At 71.6% G+C, this 21,354-nt stretch carries 14 protein-coding genes; 9 read left to right on the top strand and 5 right to left on the bottom strand.

Going from position 1 to position 21,354, the window contains the following annotated elements; genetic code table 11:
• Positions 1–71 precede the first annotated feature (71 nt).
• From P2Q00_RS48505 to fxsT, 5 genes are all read left to right on the top strand, one after another.
• Positions 72–1,082, top strand: coding sequence for an AAA family ATPase (locus tag P2Q00_RS48505; RefSeq protein WP_275781393.1), 1,011 nt, complete (start codon positions 72–74; stop codon positions 1,080–1,082).
• A gap of 2 nt (positions 1,083–1,084) precedes the next feature.
• A complete protein-coding gene (locus P2Q00_RS48500; protein ID WP_275781392.1) occupies positions 1,085–4,420 on the top strand; it encodes a tetratricopeptide repeat protein in 3,336 nt (1,111 codons plus the stop codon).
• On the top strand, positions 4,417–4,569 hold the full coding sequence (locus P2Q00_RS48495; RefSeq protein ID WP_275781390.1) for a hypothetical protein: 153 nt from the start codon (positions 4,417–4,419) through the stop codon (positions 4,567–4,569). Before P2Q00_RS48500 ends, P2Q00_RS48495 begins: the two co-directional genes overlap by 4 nt.
• A complete protein-coding gene (locus P2Q00_RS48490; RefSeq protein ID WP_275781388.1) occupies positions 4,566–5,783 on the top strand; it encodes an FxsB family cyclophane-forming radical SAM/SPASM peptide maturase in 1,218 nt (405 codons plus the stop codon). Before P2Q00_RS48495 ends, P2Q00_RS48490 begins: the two co-directional genes overlap by 4 nt.
• Positions 5,784–5,889: 106 nt before the next feature.
• Positions 5,890–8,853: an FxSxx-COOH system tetratricopeptide repeat protein gene (fxsT, locus tag P2Q00_RS48485; protein ID WP_275781387.1), complete on the top strand. Its 2,964-nt coding sequence runs from the start codon at positions 5,890–5,892 to the stop codon at positions 8,851–8,853.
• Positions 8,854–9,016: 163 nt separating this feature from the next.
• Here the strand turns inward: fxsT and P2Q00_RS48480 are convergent, their stop codons facing one another.
• From P2Q00_RS48480 to P2Q00_RS48465, 4 genes are all read right to left on the bottom strand, one after another.
• Positions 9,017–12,802 (bottom strand): multifunctional oxoglutarate decarboxylase/oxoglutarate dehydrogenase thiamine pyrophosphate-binding subunit/dihydrolipoyllysine-residue succinyltransferase subunit, encoded by a 3,786-nt coding sequence (locus tag P2Q00_RS48480; RefSeq protein ID WP_275781386.1) that lies wholly within the window; start codon positions 12,800–12,802, stop codon positions 9,017–9,019.
• Between the two features lie 291 nt (positions 12,803–13,093).
• Positions 13,094–14,200 carry a HAMP domain-containing sensor histidine kinase gene (locus tag P2Q00_RS48475; RefSeq protein ID WP_275781385.1) on the bottom strand — a complete coding sequence of 369 codons (1,107 nt, stop codon included), beginning with the start codon at positions 14,198–14,200 and terminating at the stop codon, positions 13,094–13,096.
• Positions 14,197–14,934 carry a response regulator transcription factor gene (locus P2Q00_RS48470; RefSeq protein WP_275781383.1) on the bottom strand — a complete coding sequence of 246 codons (738 nt, stop codon included), beginning with the start codon at positions 14,932–14,934 and terminating at the stop codon, positions 14,197–14,199. Before P2Q00_RS48470 ends, P2Q00_RS48475 begins: the two co-directional genes overlap by 4 nt.
• A gap of 131 nt (positions 14,935–15,065) precedes the next feature.
• Positions 15,066–15,743 carry a spermine/spermidine synthase domain-containing protein gene (locus P2Q00_RS48465; RefSeq protein ID WP_275781382.1) on the bottom strand — a complete coding sequence of 226 codons (678 nt, stop codon included), beginning with the start codon at positions 15,741–15,743 and terminating at the stop codon, positions 15,066–15,068.
• A gap of 201 nt (positions 15,744–15,944) precedes the next feature.
• Between P2Q00_RS48465 and P2Q00_RS48460 the strand changes: the two genes are divergently transcribed.
• From P2Q00_RS48460 to P2Q00_RS48445, 4 genes are all read left to right on the top strand, one after another.
• Entirely contained in the window at positions 15,945–19,088 is a 3,144-nt protein-coding gene (locus P2Q00_RS48460; protein ID WP_275781381.1) for an ATP-binding protein, read from the top strand.
• A gap of 101 nt (positions 19,089–19,189) precedes the next feature.
• Positions 19,190–19,564, top strand: a complete 375-nt coding sequence (locus tag P2Q00_RS48455) for a cupin domain-containing protein (protein WP_275781380.1) — start codon at positions 19,190–19,192, stop codon at positions 19,562–19,564.
• Complete coding sequence (locus P2Q00_RS48450) at positions 19,561–19,983, top strand: hypothetical protein (RefSeq protein ID WP_275781379.1); 423 nt, start codon at positions 19,561–19,563, stop codon at positions 19,981–19,983. Before P2Q00_RS48455 ends, P2Q00_RS48450 begins: the two co-directional genes overlap by 4 nt.
• 146 nt (positions 19,984–20,129) lie before the next feature.
• The gene (locus P2Q00_RS48445) at positions 20,130–20,924 is read left to right on the top strand and encodes a rhomboid-like protein (RefSeq protein WP_275781378.1); all 795 of its coding nucleotides are present in this window, start codon (positions 20,130–20,132) and stop codon (positions 20,922–20,924) included.
• Here P2Q00_RS48445 and P2Q00_RS48440 read toward each other — a convergent pair.
• Positions 20,921–21,325 carry an alkaline phosphatase family protein gene (locus tag P2Q00_RS48440; protein ID WP_275781400.1) on the bottom strand — a complete coding sequence of 135 codons (405 nt, stop codon included), beginning with the start codon at positions 21,323–21,325 and terminating at the stop codon, positions 20,921–20,923. The genes P2Q00_RS48445 and P2Q00_RS48440 overlap by 4 nt on opposite strands.
• Between the last annotated feature and the right edge of the window lie 29 nt (positions 21,326–21,354).

Here is a 21,354-nt window from a genome sequence, read left to right as displayed (position 1 = left end):
CCGTTGTGGGCGCCCCATGCCCCCGTCGGCCAGGACGTGGAAGACCACCGACCGTCGGCGAGGAGCACACCATGAGCCAGTGGTTCATCTACGAGGGCACGGGGCAACCGAATCCGGACAAGATCGAGCGCCTGCCGGACCCACCACCGTGGCGGGCGTTCGACGCTCCGGCCGTGCCGTACGAGGTCCCGGCACTCGACTCCTCGACCCGCCGCCGGCTCGGCGAGCGCACCGTCCCGCTGCCCATCCAGGACACCGAGACCCTCGAACTCGTCAACGCCGCCCTGTACTTGAGGCGCCCCCTGCTGGTCACCGGGGAGCCGGGCGTCGGCAAATCCACGCTCGCGCACTCCATCGCGTACGAACTCGGACTCGGCCGGGTCCTGGAGTGGCCGATCGTCAGCCGCAGTGAACTCAGGGACGGGCTCTACACGTACGACGCCATCGCCCGCCTGCAGGACGCCCAGCTGGAGCGTACGACGGACACGGGCGAGCCGGTCTCCGAGGACATCGGCCGCTACATCACGCTTGGCGCGCTCGGCACCGCCCTGCTCGCCTCCGACCGGCCCCGGGTCCTGCTCATCGACGAGCTGGACAAGAGCGACATCGACCTGCCGAACGACCTGCTGAACGTCCTGGAGGAGGGCTGGTTCGCCATCCCCGAGCTGAAGCGGATCGCCGACCGGAAGCCGCTGGTGGAGGTGCTCACCGACGACGGACGCCGGGTCGGGGTGACGGACGGCCGGGTGCGCTGTCGTGCCTTCCCGTTCGTCGTCATGACCAGCAACCGCGAGCGCGACTTCCCGGCCCCGCTGCTGCGCCGCTGCATCCCGCTCGACCTCAGGGCACCGCGCGACGAGCGACTCGCCGCGCTGGTACAGGCGCACTTCGGGCCGGGCGCCTACGAGAACAACCGCGACATCGTCGACCGGTTCGTCCAGGCCGAGGCGGACGGGCCGCTGCGCCCCACCGACCAGCTGCTCAACGCCATCTTCCTCAGCCAGCACGCGGCCCGCGACACCGTCCGCCGCGAGGAGATCTCGGAGCTGCTGATGCAGCCCCTGGACCGCGGGCCACGGTAACGATGTCCGCCCAGGCTCCCGACACCCCGGCCGGCGATGTGAGCCCCGAGCTCGCGGCGCTGGTCGCGCGCATGCGCGACGCGGGCATCCCGCCCGGTGTCGAGGAGCTCGCGGACGCCCTGTGGCTGGCCCGCTGGCTGCCCGCACCGCCGGAGCAGGCCCGCCAAGTCCTCTCTGGGACACCGGAGTTCGCGCCTCCCGGAGGCGGCGGACCCGAGGTCTCCTTACCCCCGGGACACTCGACGTCCGGCGTCTCGACGACCGACGAGGGCGAACAGCCCGACGGAGCCCGGCTGTTCGCGCCGGGAGCGGGAGCCGGCGGCGCCGCAGCCCGGATGGCGCCGGTACGGGTCCCCGCCGCCCCGGCGCTGCCCGAACCCCTCGCCCTGCAAAGGGGGTTACGTCCGCTCCAGCGGTACCGGGCCCCCGTACGGCCCGTGCCGCGCACCCTCGACGAGCGGGCCACCGCCGAACGGGCCGCCGAGACCGGGCTCGTGCTGCCCGTCATGCGCACCGACCGCCGCCGTGAGGCACGTCTGCTGCTCCTGATGGACGTCTCCACCTCCACCGTGGTGTGGCAGCAGGCGCTCGACGAACTGCGCCAGGTCTGCGAGCGGGCCGGTGCCTTCCGCGAGGTGCGGGTGCAGTATCTGCACGAGGGCCCGGGCGGTCTGCCCGGCTGTTCCGCGGCTCCCGGGCGCACCGGCCCGCTGCACGCCCCCGAGCAGCTCAGCGACCCGACCGGCCGCCGACTGACCCTGGTGGTCAGCGACTGCGCCGGGCCCATGTGGCGCAGCGGGCGTATGCAGCAGCTGCTGTACCGCTGGGCCGTGACCGCGCCCGTCGCCGTCGTACAGCCCCTGCCGCAGCGCATGTGGCTGCGCACGCACATGCCGGCCCGGCGCGGGCTGCTGCACCGGCGCGAGGGGCCCGCCGGGACGCTGGAGTTCCGGCCCGACAAGGGGCGGGTCGAACCGGCCGCCGTGCCCGTTCCCGTGCTGGCCCTGCGCCGGACGTCGCTGGAGGGCTGGGCCCGGCTGGTGTCGGGCGCCCGGGGGCAGTCCCTGCAGGGCGCTGCGGGCTGGGTGCGCGCCGACCATGCGGCGGCCACCGTGCCGGCGCGCGCCACGGAGGAGCTGACCGGCGAGGAACGGGTCCGGGCGTTCTGGCGGCCCGCGTCCAGGGAGGCGCGCAGGCTGGCGGTCTATCTGTCCGCGGTGCCGCTCTACCTGCCGGTGATGCAGCTGGTCCAGCACGCGATGCTCGCCGGGACCGGGCCCGAGGTGCTCTCCGAGGTGCTTCTCGGCGGGCTGCTGCGCCGCCGGGAGGACGCGGACGATCCACAGGCGGTGCGCTACGACTTCCTGCCGGGGGTCGCGCCCCGGCTGCGGGACCGGCTGGCGGTCGAAGAGGCCGAGCTGCTGTTCAAGCACCTCTCCGACTACGTGGAGCGGAAGTTCGGGCGCAGTGTGCGCAACTTCCCGGCGCTGGCCGGGGCGTTCCTGCGCGGGGCGGTCGATCCGGACGCCGGTGCGACCGAGTCGTCCGGCACGGACGCGGACGAGCCGGTCGGGCTGCGCGCCTTCGCCGAGGTGTCGGCGGAGGTGCTGCGCGACCTCGGAGCCCGCATGCCGGCACCGCCGCGACGGGCCGGGCTGAACGCTTGGGAACTGCTGAGCAAGGGGCGCGAGGCGCTCGGGCGGTTCGAGGCGGAGGGGCTCACCCGCGAACTCGACGCCGCGGTGGGGTATCTGCGGCAGGCGCTGGACGTCGCCGGGTCGGGCAAGGAGAAGACCTCGGCGGCGGAGGAACTGGCGAACGCGCTGTTGTCGCGGTGGCGGGCGCGGGGCGTGGGGGAGGATCTGCGGGACGCTTGGGAGGCGGTCGGCGAGCTTGTTGCGCTCAGCTCGCGCGGGAGCCTCATCCGGGGGACGGTCTGCTGGATCCAGGCCATCGAGGTGGGCCGGATCGGGCTCGGCTTCGCAGGGGTTGCCGACAGCCTGCGGGACTGGGCCGTGATCGCGGCGCACGGCGCGTATCGCCCTCAGGACTTCGCGCTCGCCGTGCTGCTGTACGTCGCCGATGTGGACCTCACCACGGTCCTGGAGGACGCGGGGACCGCACCGGACGCGCTCGGACGTAGACAGCAGGCCGCGGAGCAACTGATGTACGTCCGCCGGACCATCGCAGAAGCGGATGCGGCGCCGGACGAGTTCGGTCCCTTCCCTGTGGCTGCCCCCGAGGAGTGGTACCTCGCGCACATGCACCGGGCCATCGACGCGGCCGGAGTGCGGATCTCGTTCCCCGAGCCGGAGCGCGGTCACCTGGTGCGCGGACTCCTGTGGTTCGAGGTGGCGCAGGAGCATGAGAGGCGCGGCCGGGAGACGGGTCGGCCCCGTACGAAACGCGTGGTGGACGCGGCCGAGCATGCCATCTCGGACCTTCTGGTGGCCGTGCACGACGAGGGCATGCTCCCGGCCGCGGAGCGTTGCCGCACCTGGCTGACGGTGGCCTCGGCCGCCGAGATTCTCCAGCCCCCGCGCGACGACGGGCGGGAACGCCGGATGATGGTGTCCGCCGTCGAAGAAGCCCTCCAGGCTGCCGGCGAGGACGAGTCACTGCTGGTCGACTGTCACCTGTGGGCCGCGCGGATCTACCGCGAGCGTTACACGAAGACCGCAGAACCCGAACAGCTGGACCGTGCCGTCGAGGCGTGGACGGCGGCCCTGCCGCTGCTCGGAGAGGACGATCCCCAACGGCTCGAAGCCCTGACCGACCTGGGCGGCGGCCTGCTTGTGCGCTTCCGCGCCACCAGATCCCCGGACGACGCGAACCGGGCTGTTCAGGTGCTGCGGACCGCGGTCGACGAGACGCCGCCGGACGATTCCGGGCTGGCCGTGAGGCGGCACAACCTGGGGCTCGCCCACTGGGCGCGCTACGAGGACCAGCAGATCCTGTCCGATCTCTACGAGGCGGAATGGATACTCGGCGAGGCCATTCACGGCTCCGAGGAGGAGCCGACCCAGTTCCTCGTACGCTGCTGGCTGGACCGCGGGGGCGTCTGCCTTGACCTGCATGCTCGTACCCGCGAGGTCGCTCAGCTCTACAGCGCGATCAACTATTACGCGCGGGCACTGAACATCGCCCAAGCCCTGGGCTCGGCGGAGCTGATGGCGCAGGCACTGATGAACCGCGGCCGTGGCCTGGAGGCGCTCGGCTCCCTCGGGGAGGCCCGGCACCACTACCGCCAGGCCCTTGAGCTCACCCCGGACACCGACCGCTCCGAGTTCCTCAGGACCGCCCTCGCCCGCCTGGACTCCGGAACGGCCCCCGAGTGACCCATCCACCCGAGGACACCCACACCCCCCTGCCCGAGATCCCACGCCCGCTCCACACCGACCACCCGGTATTGGCGGCGGTGCTGGCCGAACTCCGCGTCAGGGAACGGCAGTCCACGGTCGTCGCCCACTACGAAGACGCGCCATGACGACACACCCGCACCGGCACCCGCACCCCAACTGGCCGCACCGGTCCCTCGACACGACGGCCCACCGCCCCACCCCCTTCCGCCAGTTCGTGCTGAAGATCCACAGCCGGTGCAACCTGGACTGCACCTACTGCTACCTGTACCAAGGCCCCGACCAGGGCTGGCGCGACCGCCCGGCCCGTACGGCCGAGTCGACCATGCGCCGTGCCGCGGCCCGTATCGCCGAGCACGTCCGCGCACACCGCCTCGACCACATCCGCATAGAACTGCACGGCGGCGAACCCCTCCTCGCCGGCCCGGGCCCGGTCCTCGACTACGCCCGGGCCGTACGGGAAGCCGTCCCCGCCGACTGCCGGGTCACCGCCACCGTGCAGACCAACGGCACCCGCCTCACCGCCGCTGTCCTGGAGCGGCTCGCGGCAGCCGGCGTCAGGGTGGGGCTCAGCCTCGACGGCGGCCTCGGTGCGCACAACGCGCGCCGCGTCGACCATGCCGGACGCCCCGCCTGGCCCGCCGCCCGGTCGGCCGCGCTGAGGCTCGCGGCGCACCCGGAGACGTATGCCGGAATCCTCTGCACGATCGACCTCGCCGCGGACCCCCGGGAGGTGTACCGGTCGCTGCTCGAACTGCGGCCGCCCGGTGTGGACTTCCTCCTTCCGCACGCCAACTGGGCCGACCCGCCGCCGGGTACGCGGCCGCTGCTCCCGGGTCGTCACCGTCCCCGCCCCACCCCCTACGGCGACTGGCTCGCCACCGTCTTCGACGCCTGGTGGGACGAGGGCAGGCTGCGCACCCGGGTACGGCTCTTCCAGGAGATCGCCGCGCTGCTGCTCGGCGCGCCGAGCGGGGCCGAGGCGGTGGGGCTGTCGCCGATGGCCGCCGCCGTCGTCGAGACCGACGGGGCCATCGAGCAGGTCGACTCGCTGCGGTCCGCGTACGAGGGTGCGTCGGAGACGGGGCTCGATGTCTTCCGGCACTCCTTCGACCGGGCGCTGCGCCATCCCGGTGTCGCCGCACGGCAGTTGGGCGAGCGGGCGCTGGCGGACGAGTGCCGTGACTGCCCTGTGGGCAAGGTGTGCGGTGGCGGGAACTATGTGCACCGTTACGCACCCCGCAGCGGGTTTCTGCACCCCAGCGTGTACTGCGCCGACCTCGAACGGCTCATCCGCCATGTCGCGCACCGGCTGAACCAGACCGTCCACGAGTCCACCTGAGGCAGGACAGACCCAAACCCAACTCTTCAGCGGAGAAACCTTTTTGACGCACAATCGAATAGCCTGTGCACAGTTGTGGCCAGGATCGGTCGAGGGGAACTGAGAGATGGCGGCAGAACTCGGACACGTCACGGTGGTCTTCGCCGGGCAGAGCGAGTCCTGGGCCAAGTGGATCGACCACCAGATCCGCTCGGCCGGGCGGGCCACGACACTGCTGCGCTGGAATCCGCTGCGCCGTCCGCCGACCCCCGAGGCACTGACCGACCTGCTGAGCGCGCCCGGCCGTATCCTCCTCGTCATCGACGACTGGTACGAGCGCCTCGGCCATGGCCGGTTCGAGGCCTGGGCCGATGTGCTGCGGCAGGTGCTGCCGGCGCACGGGGACCGGATCGCCGCCGTGAGCATCACCGCGCAGCCCATGCCCGACGCGGTCATCGCCCTGGCCCCCGTCGAACTGCGCGGCCTCAGGCCGGAGGTGGCTCGCAGCCGCGTACTGGAGTGCGCCGGCATCCCGGCGCCCGGCACCCTCGTCGCCCTCGCCCGCGGCCCCCGCTTCCCCGACGACCCGCCCGAGGTGATGGGGCAGGTGCCGCGCCGCAACCGCCGGTTCATCGGGCGCACCGAGCTCCTGGAGAAGGTCTACATGTCTTTCTCCGCGGCCGGCCGGGACGGCGCCGCCGTGGCGCTGCTCGGCCCCGGCGGCTTCGGCAAGACACAGCTGGCGCTGGAGTACGTCCACCGTTTCGCCGGCGACTACGACATCGTCTGGTGGGTCAACGCCGCCCAACGCGTCACCTCACGCCAGCAGTTCGCCGACCTCGCGCACCCGCTCGGTGTGCCGGAGGCCGGGGACCTGTCGGCGACGATCAAGGCCGTACGGCGCGAGCTCGACCGCACCGCACGCCCTTGGCTGCTGGTCCTGGACGGGGCGGCCGGCGACCCCGAGCGGCTGCTCGACATCGTGCCCGAGGGACGGGGCCATGTCCTGGTCACCACCCACAAGAGCGAGTGGGGCGCGCACGCGGAGACGATCACCGTGCCGGCCTTCGAGCGCCGCGAGAGCGTCACCTTCGTACGGCGCCGCGCCGAGCGGCTGACCGAGGAGCAGGCGGAGCGGCTGGCCGACGCCGTCGAGGACATGCCGCTGCTGCTCGACCAGATGGCCGGGTGGCTGGAGCAGAGCCCGACCGCGTCCGTGGACGACTACATACGGGATGTCGGCGAGGGCCGGCCGGACCGCTTCGGAGTGCTGCCCTCCGGCCCGCACCCGCGTTTCGAGGTCGCGTGGGCGAAGCTCGTCAACACGCTGCGGGAGAGCTACGAGCCTGCCTGGCAGCTGCTCAACCTGCTGGTGTGCTTCTCGCCCGACGTGGTGCCGGTAAGGCTGCTCCAGACGTCCCGACGCGGCGATCTGCCGCCCGTGCTGGCCGAGCTGGTCGCCGAGCCCAGCAGCTGGAACAGCGCGCTGCGCAAGCTGTCGGAGATCACCTCCATGCGCATCGAGTACGAGCAGAGCCCCCGTCTGGACACCCAGACCGTCGGCACGCTCCGTATGCACCGGCTGTTCCACCGCTTCGTACGGTCCATCCAGTCACCCACCGATGCCGCCGCCTACGCGAAGGCCGCACGCAGGGTCCTGGTCTCCGCGGACCCCCGTGACTCCTCCTCGGCGGGCAACTGGGCCAGGTACGCCGAACTCATCCCGCACCTGGGGCCGTCCGGGGCCCTTGAGGCACCCGAGGACGATGTGCGTGAACTCGTCCTCAACTGCGTCGAATACCTCCGGATGCGCGGCGAGTACGAGGACGGCTGGTGGCTGAGCCGGCAGGTCGTGGAGCACTGGCGCGCGGCGTACGGCGACACCGACCGGTCGGTGCTCGTCGCCGTCCACCAGCTGGCCAACATGCTGCGCAGGCTGGGCCGTTACGCCGAGGCCGAGGAGGTCGGCCGCGAGATCCTGGGGCGCCTCGGCCGCGCCGGGGACATCCGGCCCATCGAGCTCATCCGCGCCAAGGACGGCCTCGGCGGCACCCTGATGGCGCTCGGTCGGTATGCGGAGGCGCGCGCCCTGTTCGAGGAGGCCGCCACGAGCGCCGCCGCCGAACTAGGCGGCGAGAAGGTTCCGCGCACCCTCACCATCCGCAGCAACCTCGCCGTCGCCATCGGCCTGCAGGGCCACTACGCCGAATCGCTGGCCCGGCACCGCAGGATCTTCGAGGCCCGGCTCGAACTGCTCGGCGGCAAGGACGCGGCCACGCTCAACTCGGCGCTGAACTGCGCCTGGATGCTGCGGCTGCTCGGCCAGTACCGCGAGGCGCTGGCCATCCAGGGCCACAACTCCCGGGTGCACAGCCAGGTCCTGGACCGCAACCACAGCCAGACCGTGCACGCCGAGCACAACCTCGCGCTGTGCGCCCGCCGCGTCGGGGACGTGCAGTTCGCGCACGCCATGATGCGCGGAGTCCGGGAGAAGCTGCTGCGCAGGCGGGGCCCGCTGCACCCGGAGACGCTCATGGTCTCCTGCGACTACGCGATGCTGCTGCGTGACCTGGAGTGCACCGAGGAGGCCCGCGACCTGGCCGAGGCCACCGCCCTCCACTACGCCGCCCAGCTCGGCGAACGCCACCCGTACGCGATCGGCGCGCGGGACAACGTGGCGACCATCATGCGGGACCTGGGCGAGCACCGGGTGGCGCTGGAGATGTCCCGGCAGGCGGCGCGTCAGATGCGGCGGGCCGTCGGCAAGGACCATCCGTGGGCCATCGGCTGCGCCAAGAACGAGGTCGCCGCGCTGGCCGCCGCAGGAGAGACCGATGAGGCGGCCGCGCTGGGCCGGGCGGCCGCGGACCGCTCCGCGCGCGTACTGGGCGACGCCCACGTACTCACCATCAGCCTGCGTACCGGCCTGGCACTGGACCTGGCCGAACTGGGCCAGCGGGAGGAGTCCGAGGCCCTCCACCAGGACGCGGTGACCCGCCTCACCTCCCTCCTCGGCCCCGACCACCCCCACACCCACCACATCCTCGAACGCCACCGCCCGTACTGGGACTTCGAGCCTCAGCCGATCTAACTCCCGGTGCAGCAAGTGCCTTTAAGGGGCGCGGGGAACTGCGCGAGCAACCACGACGGACTCGCAGTCGCGCACGATCCCAACCACCCCCCACTCGTGGGCGAAAAAGGGCCCGGCCCCGAGTCACCAAGAACTCGGGGCCGGGCCCACTGAACCGCCGAGGCTACGCCTCGAATACCTCACGCACCAGCTGCTCCTGCTCGGCCTGGTGCCGCTTCGCGGAACCGACGGCCGGAGAAGAACCGTGCGGGCGCGAAATCCTCCGCAGCCGCTCGCCGTGCGGAATGTCCGCGCCGACCGCGAGGTCCAGGTGGTCGATCAGGTTGAGGGCGATGAACGGCCAGGGACCCTGGTTCGCCGGCTCCTCCTGGGCCCACAGGTACTTCTCGACGTTCGGGTACTTGGCGATCTCCGCCTGGAGCTCGGCGCCCGGCAGCGGGTAGAGCCGCTCGACGCGGACGAACGCGATGTCCGTGGCGCCGCGCTTGGTGCGCTCGGCCTCCAGGTCGTAGTACAGCTTGCCCGACACGAAGACGACCTTGCGGACCGCGGCCGGGTCGACCGTGGAGTCGCCGATGACCGGGCGGAACTGACCCGACGTGAACTCCTCCGTCTTCGACGCGGCGGCCTTCAGGCGCAGCATCGACTTCGGGGTGAAGACCACCAGCGGCTTGTGGTGCGGGTTGTGCACCTGCCACCGCAGGAGGTGGAAGTAGTTCGACGGCAGGGTCGGCATCGCGACCGTCATGTTGTTCTGGGCGCAGAGCTGCAGGAAACGCTCCACACGGGCCGAGGAGTGGTCCGGGCCCTGGCCCTCGTAGCCGTGCGGGAGCAGGAGCGTGACGCCGGACGTCTGGCCCCACTTCTGCTCCGCCGCCGAGATGTACTCGTCAACCACCGTCTGCGCGCCGTTGACGAAGTCGCCGAACTGCGCCTCCCACATCACGAGCGCATCGGGGCGGGCCAGCGAGTAGCCGTACTCGAAGCCCATGACCGCGTACTCGGAAAGCAGCGAGTTGTAGACGTTGTAGCGGGCCTGCTGGGCCTGCTCCTCGGCGAGGTACTGGAGCGGGGTGTGCTCCTCGCCCGTCTCGCGGTCGATGAGGACCGCGTGGCGCTGGCCGAAGGTGCCGCGCTGGGAGTCCTGGCCGGACAGACGGACCGGGGTGCCCTCCAGCAGGAGGGAGCCGACCGCGAGGGTCTCGCCCATGCCCCAGTCGATGGTGCCGTCCTCGACCATCGTCGCCCGGCGCTGCAGCTGCGGCAGCAGACGCGGGTGTACGTGGAAGGAGTCCGGGATGTTGACCTGGGACTCGGCGATCCGCTTCACGACCTCCGAGGAGATCGCGGTGTTCACGGCGACCGGGAACTCGGCCTGCGGGTCCGACACCGGGGCGACGCCCGGCTGGGACGTGGCCTCGCGGACCTCCGTGAAGACCTTCTCCAGCTGGCCCTGGTAGTCCTGCAGCGCCTGCTCGGCCTCTTCCAGGGTGATGTCGCCGCGACCGATGAGGGACTCGGTGTAGAGCTTGCGCACCGAGCGCTTCTTGTCGATCAGGTCGTACATCAGCGGCTGGGTGAAGGCCGGGTTGTCCGACTCGTTGTGACCGCGGCGGCGGTAGCAGATGAGGTCGATCACCACGTCCTTGTTGAACGCCTGGCGGAACTCGAAGGCCAGGCGGGCAACGCGGACGACCGCCTCGGGGTCGTCGCCGTTCACGTGGAAGATCGGGGCCTCGATCATGCGGGCCACGTCGGTGGCGTACATCGAGGAACGCGACGACTCGGGCGCCGCCGTGAAGCCGACCTGGTTGTTGATGACGATGTGGACCGTGCCGCCGGTGCGGTAGCCGCGCAGCTGCGACATGTTGAGCGTCTCGGCCACCACGCCCTGGCCCGCGAAGGCCGCGTCACCGTGCAGGGCGACCGGCAGGACCGTGAAGTCCGTGCCGCCCTTGTTGATGATGTCCTGCTTGGCGCGGACGATGCCCTCGATGACCGGGTCGACCGTCTCCAGGTGGGACGGGTTGGCGGCCAGCGAGACCTTGATCTGCTCGCCGTCCAGGCCGGTGAAGGTGCCCTGCGCGCCCAGGTGGTACTTCACGTCGCCGGAGCCGTGCATCGACTTCGGGTCGAGGTTGCCCTCGAACTCGCGGAAGATCTGGGCGTACGACTTGCCGACGATGTTGGCGAGGACGTTCAGCCGGCCGCGGTGGGCCATGCCGATGACGACCTCGTCCAGGCGGGACTCGGCGGCGGAGTCGATGACCGCGTCGAGCAGCGGGATGACGGACTCGCCGCCCTCCAGGGAGAAGCGCTTCTGGCCGACGTACTTCGTCTGCAGGAAGGTCTCGAAGGCCTCCGCCGCGTTCAGCCGGCGCAGGATGCGCAGCTGCTCCTCGCGCTCCGGCTTGGTGTGCGGGCGCTCGATGCGGTCCTGGATCCACTTGCGCTGCTTGGGGTCCTGGATGTGCATGAACTCGATGCCGGTGGTGCGGCAGTACGAGTCGCGCAGCACGCCGAGGATGTCGCGCAGCTTCATCAGGGACTTGCCGGAGAAGCCGCCGACGGCGAACTCGCGCTCCAGGTCCCACAGGGTGAGGCCGTGTTCGGTGATGTCCAGGTCGGGGTGCTTGCGCTGGCGGTACTCCAGCGGGTCGGTGTCGGCCATGACATGGCCGCGGACCCGGTAGGAGTGGATCAGCTCGAAGACGCGCGCGGCCTTGGTGACGTCGTCGTCGTGCGAGGCGTCGATGTCCTTGAGCCAGCGGACCGGCTCGTAGGGGATGCGCAGGGACTCGAAGACCTCGTCGTAGAAGCCGGTCTCACCGAGCAGGAGGTTCGCGACGATCCGCAGGAACTCGCCGGAGGCGGCGCCCTGGATGACCCGGTGGTCGTAGGTCGACGTGAGCGTCATGACCTTCGAGATGCCGAGCTTGTTCAGGGTGTCCTGGGAGGTGCCCTGGAACTCCGCCGGGTAGTCCATGGAGCCGACGCCCATGATGACCGACTGGCCGGGCATCAGACGCGGCACCGAGTGGACGGTGCCGAGGCCGCCGGGGTTGGTCAGGGAGACCGTGACGCCGGTGAAGTCGTCCATCGTCAGCTTGCCGTCGCGGGCGCGGCGGACGATGTCCTCGTAGGCCTGCCAGAACTCGAAGAAGTTCAGCGTCTCGGCCTTCTTGATGCCGGCCACGACGAGCTGGCGGTCGCCGTTGGGCTTCACCAGGTCGATGGCCAGGCCGAAGTTGACGTGCGGCGGCTTGACGAGGGTGGGCTTCCCGTCCTTCTCCGCGTAGTGCCAGTTCATCGACGGCATCGTCTTGATGGCCTGCACCATCGCGTAGCCGATCAGGTGCGTGAAGGAGATCTTCCCGCCCCGGGCGCGCTTGAGGTGGTTGTTGATGACGATGCGGTTGTCGAAGAGCAGCTTCACCGGGACCGCGCGCACGGACGTGGCCGTGGGCAGCTCCAGCGAGGCGTTCATGTTCTTCGCGACGGCGGCGGCGGGACCGCGCAGGGTCACCAGCTCCGGGCCGTCGGCGGCCGCGGTCGCGGGCGCTGCCTTGGCGGCCGGCGCGGCGGCGGCGGGCTTCGCCGGGGCGGGAGCCGGAGCCGCGGCGGCAGGCTTCGCGGGAGCGGGCGCCGGGGCGGCGGCCGCGGGCTTCGGGGCGGCGGGGGCCGGCGCGGGCGCCACGGGGGCGGCCGGGGCCTGCGCAGCCGGGGCTGCGGCCGCAGTACCCGCCGGAGCCGAGGCGACAGCCGCGCCCGGCTTGTAGTCGGCGAAGAAGTCCCACCAGGCTCGGTCTACCGAGTTCGGGTCCTGGAGGTACTGCTGATAGATCTCGTCGACGAGCCACTCGTTGGGGCCGAACGCCGCAGCGGGGTTCTTGCCCGCTCGGTCTGCGTCGGTCGAGATGCTCGAGTTACTGGGGGACTGTGGCGACACGGCGGCAACCGCCCTCTTCCGCTTCACAAGGTGATGGACAGCGGGAATTAAGGCTACGCCTCCAAGACCCAGAAGGTCAGGCCGGGCCGGTTCATCGTCGTGTAAGTCACACCGGAAAGCGTGTTTCGGGCCTGGAAATGGCGGGAAACAAGCGTGGTTCCGCTGCAGGTTGGGGGTGGCGGGAAACGCCGATGCGGGCCCTGCACGCTCAGCGTGCGGGCGCGGGGCTGATCACACGTGTCCGTCAGCGCGGACTCCGGTGGATCTTGAGGCTCCGGTTCGGACTTTACGTCAACTTGGCACGGATGTCTCTCCCGGAAGGGTGACAAGGATCCGGCAACCCCGCTCGGATTCGGCCACGCCGATCCCGCCGCCGTGCAGATCCACCGCCCAGCGGGCGATCGCCAGGCCCAGCCCCGTACCGCCGTCGCTGGCGGGCCCGTTGGATGCGCCCGCGCCGCCCCGGTTGAACCGCTCGAAGACCCGGTGCCACTCCGAGCGCGGAATGCCGGGACCCTCGTCCAGCACCTCCAGCTCCAGCGACTCCGGCTGCTGCCCGCGCCGCGCCTTCACGGTCACGCGGCCGTGCGGCGGGCTGTGCTTGACCGCGTTGTCGATGAGGTTCGCCACCACCTGGTGGATGCGCTCCGGGTCCGCGTGCGCGGTCAGCTCCGGCGGGGACACATCGAGGTGCAGATGGACGTCCGTACGGGTGTGGCTGCCGGAGCCCGAGGCGATGCCCGCGCGCGCGGGCACGGCCATGTTGGCCTCCTTCAGGACGCCCGACAGATACGGCCAGACCTCGAAACGCCGCCGACGCAGGGGTACGACGCCGTTGTCCAGCCGGGACAGGTCCAGCAGCGTCTCGACCAGGCGCCCCAGCCGCTCGGTCTGCTTCAGGGCCGTGCGCATGGTTTCCGGATCGGCGGAGGTGACGCCGTCCACGATGTTCTCCAGCACCGCCCTGAGGCCCGCGATGGGGGTGCGCAGCTCGTGCGAGACGTTCGCCACCAGCTCCTTGCGCTGGCGGTCCTGCGCCTCCAGGTCGTCGGCCATCCGGTTGATCGTCTGCGCCAGGTCGCCCAGCTCGTCACGGCGGTTCTCGCGCACCCTGCGGGTGTAGTCGCCGTGCGAGATGGCCTTGGCGACCGCGTTCATGTCGTCCAGTGGCGCGGTGAGCGAATGGGCCACGAACTGCGTAATGAGCAGTGTGGCGATCATCGAGAAGACCGTGATGAAGCGCAGCTCCGTGGCCGTGCGCATCGCGATCATCATCAGCCCGGTGGTGATGAGGACCGCGATGACGACCAGTGCGCCCAGCTTGGTCTTGATCGAGAACGGGCTCACGCCGCCCCAGGGCTCCCCGGGGCTTCTCCGGCCGGCCGGGTCGCCGCTCATGGCGTCGGGGTCTCCAGCGCGTAGCCCACGCCGTGCACCGTGCGGATCCGCTCGGCGCCGATCTTCCGGCGCAGGGCCTTGATGTGGCTGTCGACGGTCCGGGTGCCGGAGGCGTCCGCCCAGTCCCAGACCTCGGCCAGCAGCTGCTCACGGGAGAGCACCGCGCGCGGGGTGTTCGCCAGGCACACCAGCAGGTCGAACTCGGTGGGCGTGAGATGCACGTCCTCGGAGTGCACGCGCACCCGTCGCTGGGCGTGGTCGATCTCCAGCTCGCCGAGCCGCAGGATGCCGCTTCTGGGCGTCGTGGCGGCCAGTGCGGCCCGCTCCACCCGGCGCAGCAGCACATGCACGCGTGCGGCCAGCTCCCGCATGGAGAAGGGCTTGGTCATGTAGTCGTCGGCGCCGACACCGAGCCCGACCAGCATGTCGGTCTCGTCGTCGCGCGCGGTCAGCATCAGCACCGGCACCGGGCGCTGGGCCTGCACACGGCGGCAGACCTCCAGGCCGTCGAAGCCGGGCAGCATGATGTCGAGGATCAGCAGGTCGGGCTGCCAGGCCTCGGCGGTGTCGACGGCGGCCGGGCCGTCACCCGCGGTCTGCACGAGGAAACCCTCGGCACGCAGGCGGGCCGCGATGGCGTCGACGATGGTCGGGTCGTCCTCGACCACCAGGACCCTGCGCTGCGCGCCCGGGGTCGCCGTCGTGCCGTTGTGGGATGTGTGGGTCTGCTCCATCGCCCGCCCCTGAGTTGCTTTCCGGAATCCGTGGGGTGATCCGTTGCCTTCACATGCCTGCGCATGCTTGCGATTGACGCTTGAATGATCTGCGCCAGAGAAGCAGAGTACGGGGAGTCACCGTCGCTCGGCTATCCAGGTCGGACGGCGATGTGCACGACGTCGGGAACGCCACGGGCAACCGGGATCTCTTCGGTACGCACCTGTTGGAACCCGGCATTCCGCAAGGTTTCTTCGAAATCCGGAGAGGGCTGTGCGGACCATACGACCAGCACCCCGCCCGGCTTCAACACCCTTGCGCAGCTTGTCAGTCCGGCAGATGAATAGAGATCGTCGTTGCCCTCGGTGACGGTCCAGTCGGGGCCGTTGTCGATGTCCAGGCACAGGGCGTCATAAGTGGCGCATGTCTCATGCAGGTGGGCGATCAGATCCGTCTCCACGATCTTGGTACGCGGATCGGCGACGGCATGGGCCGACTGAGCGGCGAGGGGCCCGTCGAGGTGCCAGTCGATGATGGCGCGCTCGCGTTCCACGACCGTGATCGCACCCCAGCGCGGGTCGGCCGCCGCATGTGCGAGCGAGAAGCCCACGCCCAGGCCGCCGATCAGCACGTTCGGCTCCGTGCGGTTGCCCAGCGCATTGAGCGCGGCGTCCACGAGGAGGCGCTCCGAGCGGCCGTCCGAGGTGTCCATGAGGAAGGTGCCGTTGGCGATGATCTGCAGCAGTTCGCCGTGGCGGCGCAGTACGACCTCGCCGTACGGGCCCTCGCGTCGGTCCAGGACCACAGGGGTGTCGTAGGTGGCGGTCATGGCTCCATCCTGCATGAACTTGGCTTTACGGCCGGGGGAATTACCGGTTGTCGATCGTCTGCGGGTCTGTTGTGGCTGGTCGCGCAGTTCCCCGCGCCCCTTTGGGGGTGCTGCCGATCCGTCAGCGGATTTCGCCCCGCCTGCTTACCCTCGAAGCAGTGCGAGAGCCGCGGGGTCTGCGAGAAGTGCGTGGTGGCTGCCATGGCCGCGAATTACCCGTTCGTGGGGCGTGAGGGTGTGCTGGGCGAGCTCCGGGCCGCTCTGGAGCGCGCCGCGTCCGGCAGGGGCGGGCTCGTCACCCTCACCGGGCCCGCCGGCGCTGGCAAGACCCGTACCGCAGAGGAGGCCGCCGCGCATGCCGGCGCCTTCCGCACGCTGTGGACCTGGTGCCCGCCTCAGACCGCCGGGCGCGCCTTTCGCCCCTGGTCACGGCTGCTGCGGGACCTGGTCGCGGACGACGTGGCCTGTGGCCGGCTGGTGGCCGTTTCACCGCCGCTACGGGCGCTGGTCTCCGGTGCGGCCGGCGGCGCCCTGCACGGGGCCGACCCGGAGACGGCACGGCTACGGCTCACCGGCGATGTCTCCGAACTCCTGGCCACGGCTGCCCGCCGCCGCCCCCTGCTCCTGGTGCTGGACGACGTACATGCCGCCGACGCCTCGTCGCTACGGCTGCTGCTGGAGGCCGCGGACGCGGCCCGCAGCTGCGCGGTGCTGCTGCTGGTGACGGCTCGGGACGAGGATGCGGCCTGGAGGGACGATGGGTGGGCGCGTGCTCAACTGCTGCGCCGGGGGCGGGCGTTGCCGCTCGGGCCGTTGGCCGAGAGGGACGTGGCGGTGTTGGTCGAGGCGGTGACGGGGGATGCTCCGGAGGCGGATGAACTGCGTTCGCTGGTACGGCGGACGGGCGGTGACGCGTTCTTCGTCACCGAGCTGCTGCGGGCCGGGAGCTGGAGCGCCGCGGCGCCCGGGAACTCCTCGGTCGCCGTCCGGGCCGCCGTACAGGATCGGCTGGCGGATCTGACCCCGCGGGCCGCGCGCGTTCTGGACGTGGCCGCCGTCCTCGGCACCCGGTTCCGGCTCGATGTGCTCGCGGAGGCCGCGGAAGTGCCGCTGGGCGAGGTGCGCACGCTGCTGGGCGAGGCCGCCGGGGCCGGACTGCTGGCCGAGGCCGGGGCCGACCGGGGTGCCTTCCGGCACGATCTGCTCCGGGACGGGGTGTACGACACCCTCGCCCCGGCGGAACGCGCCGCCCTCCACCACACCGCCGCCGAGGTCCTCGCCGGCTATGCCCGCCGGGGCCGCGACACGGGCCCGGCGGAAGTTGCCCACCACTTGCTGTTGTCCGGCCCCGAGCATGCGGGAGAGGCCGCGAGGTACGCGCGCGAGGCGGCGGTACGGGCGGAAGGGCTGTTCGCGTTCGAGGACGCGGCCCGGTGGTACGAGCGGGCGGTGGAGGCGCGGGGCTTCCCGGCGGCCGGACACGCCGAGCCCGTAGAAGTCGTAGAACTCCTGGAACGCGCAGAACTCCTTGAACTCATTGAGGTGTTGCTCGGGCTCGGTTCCGCGCGGCTCGGGGCCGGGGAACCGGGTGCCGCGCGGGCGGCGCTGCTCAGGGCCGCCCGGCTGGCGCGGGAGGCCGGGCGGGCCGATCTGCTGGCGCGGGCCGCGCTGGGGCTCGGCACCGGGCCCGTCGGGTTCGAGGTCGACCTGGAGGACCGTGAGCAGCTGGACCTGCTGACCGAGGCGCGCGCCGCGCTCGCCGCCGAACCCGCGTACGCCGCCCTGCGCGCCGCCGTCACCGCACGGCTCTCGCTCGCCGCCGGGCTCGTCGAACCGGAGAAGCACCGCATCGCCCTTGCCGAGGAGGCCGTCCGCACCGCCCGCGAGGCCGGCGATCCGGCCACCCTCGGCCCGGCCCTCGCCGCGCTGTGCGACGCCCGGCCCGGCCCCGACCACTGCCGTGACCGGCTCGCCTGGTCCACGCAGATCGTGACGACCGCCCGCGACCTGCGCGATCCCGTGCTCGAACTCCTCGGCCGGCGGCTGCGGTTGGTCGCACTGATGGAGACGGGCGAGTTCGCCGGGGCCGACGCGGAGGCGCTGGCGTACGAGACGGCCGTACGACCGCTGCGGCGCCCCTTGTACGCCTGGTACGTGCCGCTGTGGCGAGGGGCGCGGGCCCTGATGGAGGGCAGGTACGACGACTGCGCCGCCGCGCTCGACGAGGTCGAGGAGCTGGGCCGCAGGGCCGGCAGCGCGAACGCCGCCATGCTCGCCGTCACCCAGCGCTGGTGCCTGTACGCCGAGACGGGCGACACGGCCGGACTGGAGCGGGTGCGGGCGGAGGCGACCATGCTGGAACGCTCCCCGATGCTCTGGCCGCGTGTCTCACTGGCGCTCGTGGCGGCACAGTTCGGCCGCCTCGACGAGGCCGCGCGCCGCCTGTCGGCCGTCGCGCCCCGGCTCGGCGGTGCGCCCCGGGACAGCGAATGGCTGCCGATGCTGGCGCAGGCCGCGGAGACGGTCGCCGCCGTGGGCTCCCACCCGTCCGCGCCCGTCCTCTACGACCTCCTTGCCCCGTACGCCGACCTGTTCGCGGTGGAGGGCATCGGCGCGGCGGTGCGCGGCCCGGTCGACCGCCATCTGGCGCTGCTGGCGGCGGCCATGGGCGACACGGACCGCGCCCGCGAGCACCGCGAGAGAGCACTGCGGGCCGCCGGGGCGGCGGGCGCGGTGGCGCTGGCGGAGCGCATCGGGGCCGAAACGGCGTACATCTCACCCGAGTCGCCCGAGTCACCTGAGCCCCTTCCCGACACCCCTCTCTTCCAGCGCGAAGGCCCCCTCTGGCATCTCCGTTACGCCGGCCGTGACATCCGGATCCCCGACAGCAAGGGGCTGCGGGACATCGCCGTACTGCTCGCCCGGCCGGGTACACCCGTGCCGGCCGTCGAGCTGGCCGCGCCGGGCACCGCCGTCCCCCAGGGCGACACCGGCGAGGTCGTCGACGCAGTCGCGCGCGCCGCCTACCGGCGCAGACTGCGGGAGCTGGAGGAGGAGGCGCAGGACGCCGACGACGCCGGGGATTCCGTCCGCTCCGCGCGGATCGCCGTCGAGCGGGACGCCCTGGTCGGGCAGCTCGCGGCCGCGTACGGCATCGGGGGACGGGTGCGCCGTACCGGTTCGGACGCCGAGCGCGCCCGTACCGCCGTCACCGCCCGGATCCACGCCGCCGTACGCCGTGTCGCCGACGCCCACCCCGAACTCGGCCGCCACCTGGAGACCGCCCTGCGCACCGGCACCCTCTGCGTCTACCAGCCGGAACAGCCCCCGCCCTGGCGGCTGTGAGGTCCCGCCGCACACCGTGCCGCCAGACCTCACGCCTCCTTCGTAGAGCGACCGGAATCCGACCGGAAGCCGACCGGAAGCAACGAAGGAAGGCAGTCACCATGCCACGCACAGCCAAGGCCGAAGCCGAACTCAAGGTCGACGAGCCCGTCATCGAGGGACGCTACGCCGAGCTCGGCCCGTACACCGTCGGCTACGAGACCATGAAGGCCGACATGGACCCCGCCCCGCTCTTCCGGGGCCTGCCCGACGACCGCTGCCAGTGCCCGCACTGGGGCCAGGTCGTCTCCGGGAAGATCGTGTTCCGGTACGCCGACCACGACGAGGTCTTCCACGCCGGCGACGCCTACTACGGCGCCCCCGGCCACCTCCCTCTGATCTTCGCCGGCACCGAGATCGTCGAGTTCAGCCCCACCGCGGAGCTGAACCGCACGATGGAGGTCATCGGCCGCAACCTCGCCGGGGCGTCATCATGACCACCGACACAGACACCGGCACCCGGGTGAAGGAACTGGCCGATCTCTTCGTACGGTTCCTGGAGACCAACACCGCTCCGGACGGGCTGTTCACGGACGACGTCTTCCTCGACCTAACCGTTCCCCAGTGGCGGCTGCAGGCCGCCGGCCGCGACGAGCTCGTCGCCGTACGCCGCCGCGGCCACCCCTTCCTCGGCACCGTGCCGCGCCACCGCGTCGACGCCACGCCGACCGGCCTGGTCCTGGAGTTCGAGGAGGAGTGGGAGGACGAGCAGGGCGGCACCTGGTACTGCAGGGAACTGATGCGCGCCGACATCCGCGACGGCGCCATCAGCGAGGCGTCCGTCTACTGCACCGGCGACTGGGACCCGGCGACCCGGGCGGCGCACGCGAAGGAGGTCGACCTTCTGAGGCCGTGAGCAATCCCGTTCAGGAGGCGGGGGTTGCCCTCTGACGCAGAAAAAGCATGAGAGGTTGCTGTGAATCGCCTCTCGCGTGGCGTCGGTCACAGACAGAGACCCCTGTGGTTGCGAAAGGTGGGGCGCAACGGAAGGAGCGCCGCATCTTGGAACCCATCGCGACGGCCGACAACGAGTCCTCGGTCGCGCCCCTTCCCGACGTGTCCGAACTCCTGGACGGCATGCCGCGTCAGCGCGGCGGGGCGAGCATCGCCCAGCCCATGCCGGTCCAGCCCACGGTGGCTGAGACCACGGTGGAGGTGCTCGCCCCCGCGGCCCGCACTCTCCGCCCCTGGCGCCTCCTGCCGACCCCCACGGGCACGCCGTTCACCTTCGCCTACGCGGCGGTCCTGGCCTTCACCACACTGATCACCACGTACGCCGCCCCGTCCCTCGTCGAAACCCTGCTCCAGGGCTCCAGCACGGACGTCGCACACCTCGTGCAGACGCCCGTGCTGGTGCTGCTCGCCAGCGCGCTGTGGATCGCGGGCGGCATCGCATCGCCGTACGTCGTCTGCTTCCTTCTCGTCCTGACGGCGCTGGAGCGGCGGATAGGCGGGGCGCGCACCGCCGTCGTCTTCCTGCTCGGGCATGTCCTGGCCACGCTCGCGACCGAGGTCCCCGTGGGGCTGGCCGTGCTCGTCGGCCACCTCCCCGACAGTTCCCTGCACCGACTCGACTACGGCATCAGCTTCGGCGTCGCCGCCAGCGTGGGCGCCCTGGCCGGGCTGCTGGCACCGTGGCTGCGCTGGCCGGTGCTGGTCCTGTTCGGCTCCATGCTGGTCGAGGACCTGATCGAGTTCACGGACCCGCTGAGCAACTGGGGCCATCTGATCTCGCTGGCGATAGGCATCGCGACCTGGCCGATGATCCGCCGCTGGTACCGGACGGCGACGGCCTAAGCGCTGTTGTCCGCCCGCCGGGCGGTCGCCAGCTGCTCGGCCGGCCTCGCCACCCCGAGCCTGCGCTCCTGCTCCCGGCTCGCCCCGTGCAGCCGGTTGCTGAGCTGGTAGGGGTCCTTCGCGAGGTCGTAGTACTCCCGGAAGACCACCTCACCACTGCCCTTCGGGCGGCCGTCGTGCGGGGTGTCCGGGGTGAGGCCGGCCGCGGCCAGGAAGGTGGGCGCGATGTCGATGTGGCCGGTGAGCCGGTCGTCGCCGCTGCCCGAGCCGAAGCCGCCGTCCGGCCAGGACAGTTGGAAGGGCACCTCCAGGCTCGGTCGGTACGGCACAAAGACGGACGGTTGCCCCGCCCAGACGGGCACGCGCGCGTACCGCTGCTCCGGGACGTTCAGTTCGTGCAAGCAGCCATTCGTCGAAGTGCGGCGGGTTG

This window comes from Streptomyces coacervatus, from assembly GCF_029223485.1.
Lineage (GTDB): Bacteria > Actinomycetota > Actinomycetes > Streptomycetales > Streptomycetaceae > Streptomyces > Streptomyces coacervatus.
This window is presented reverse-complemented; position numbering and strand designations above follow the sequence as displayed.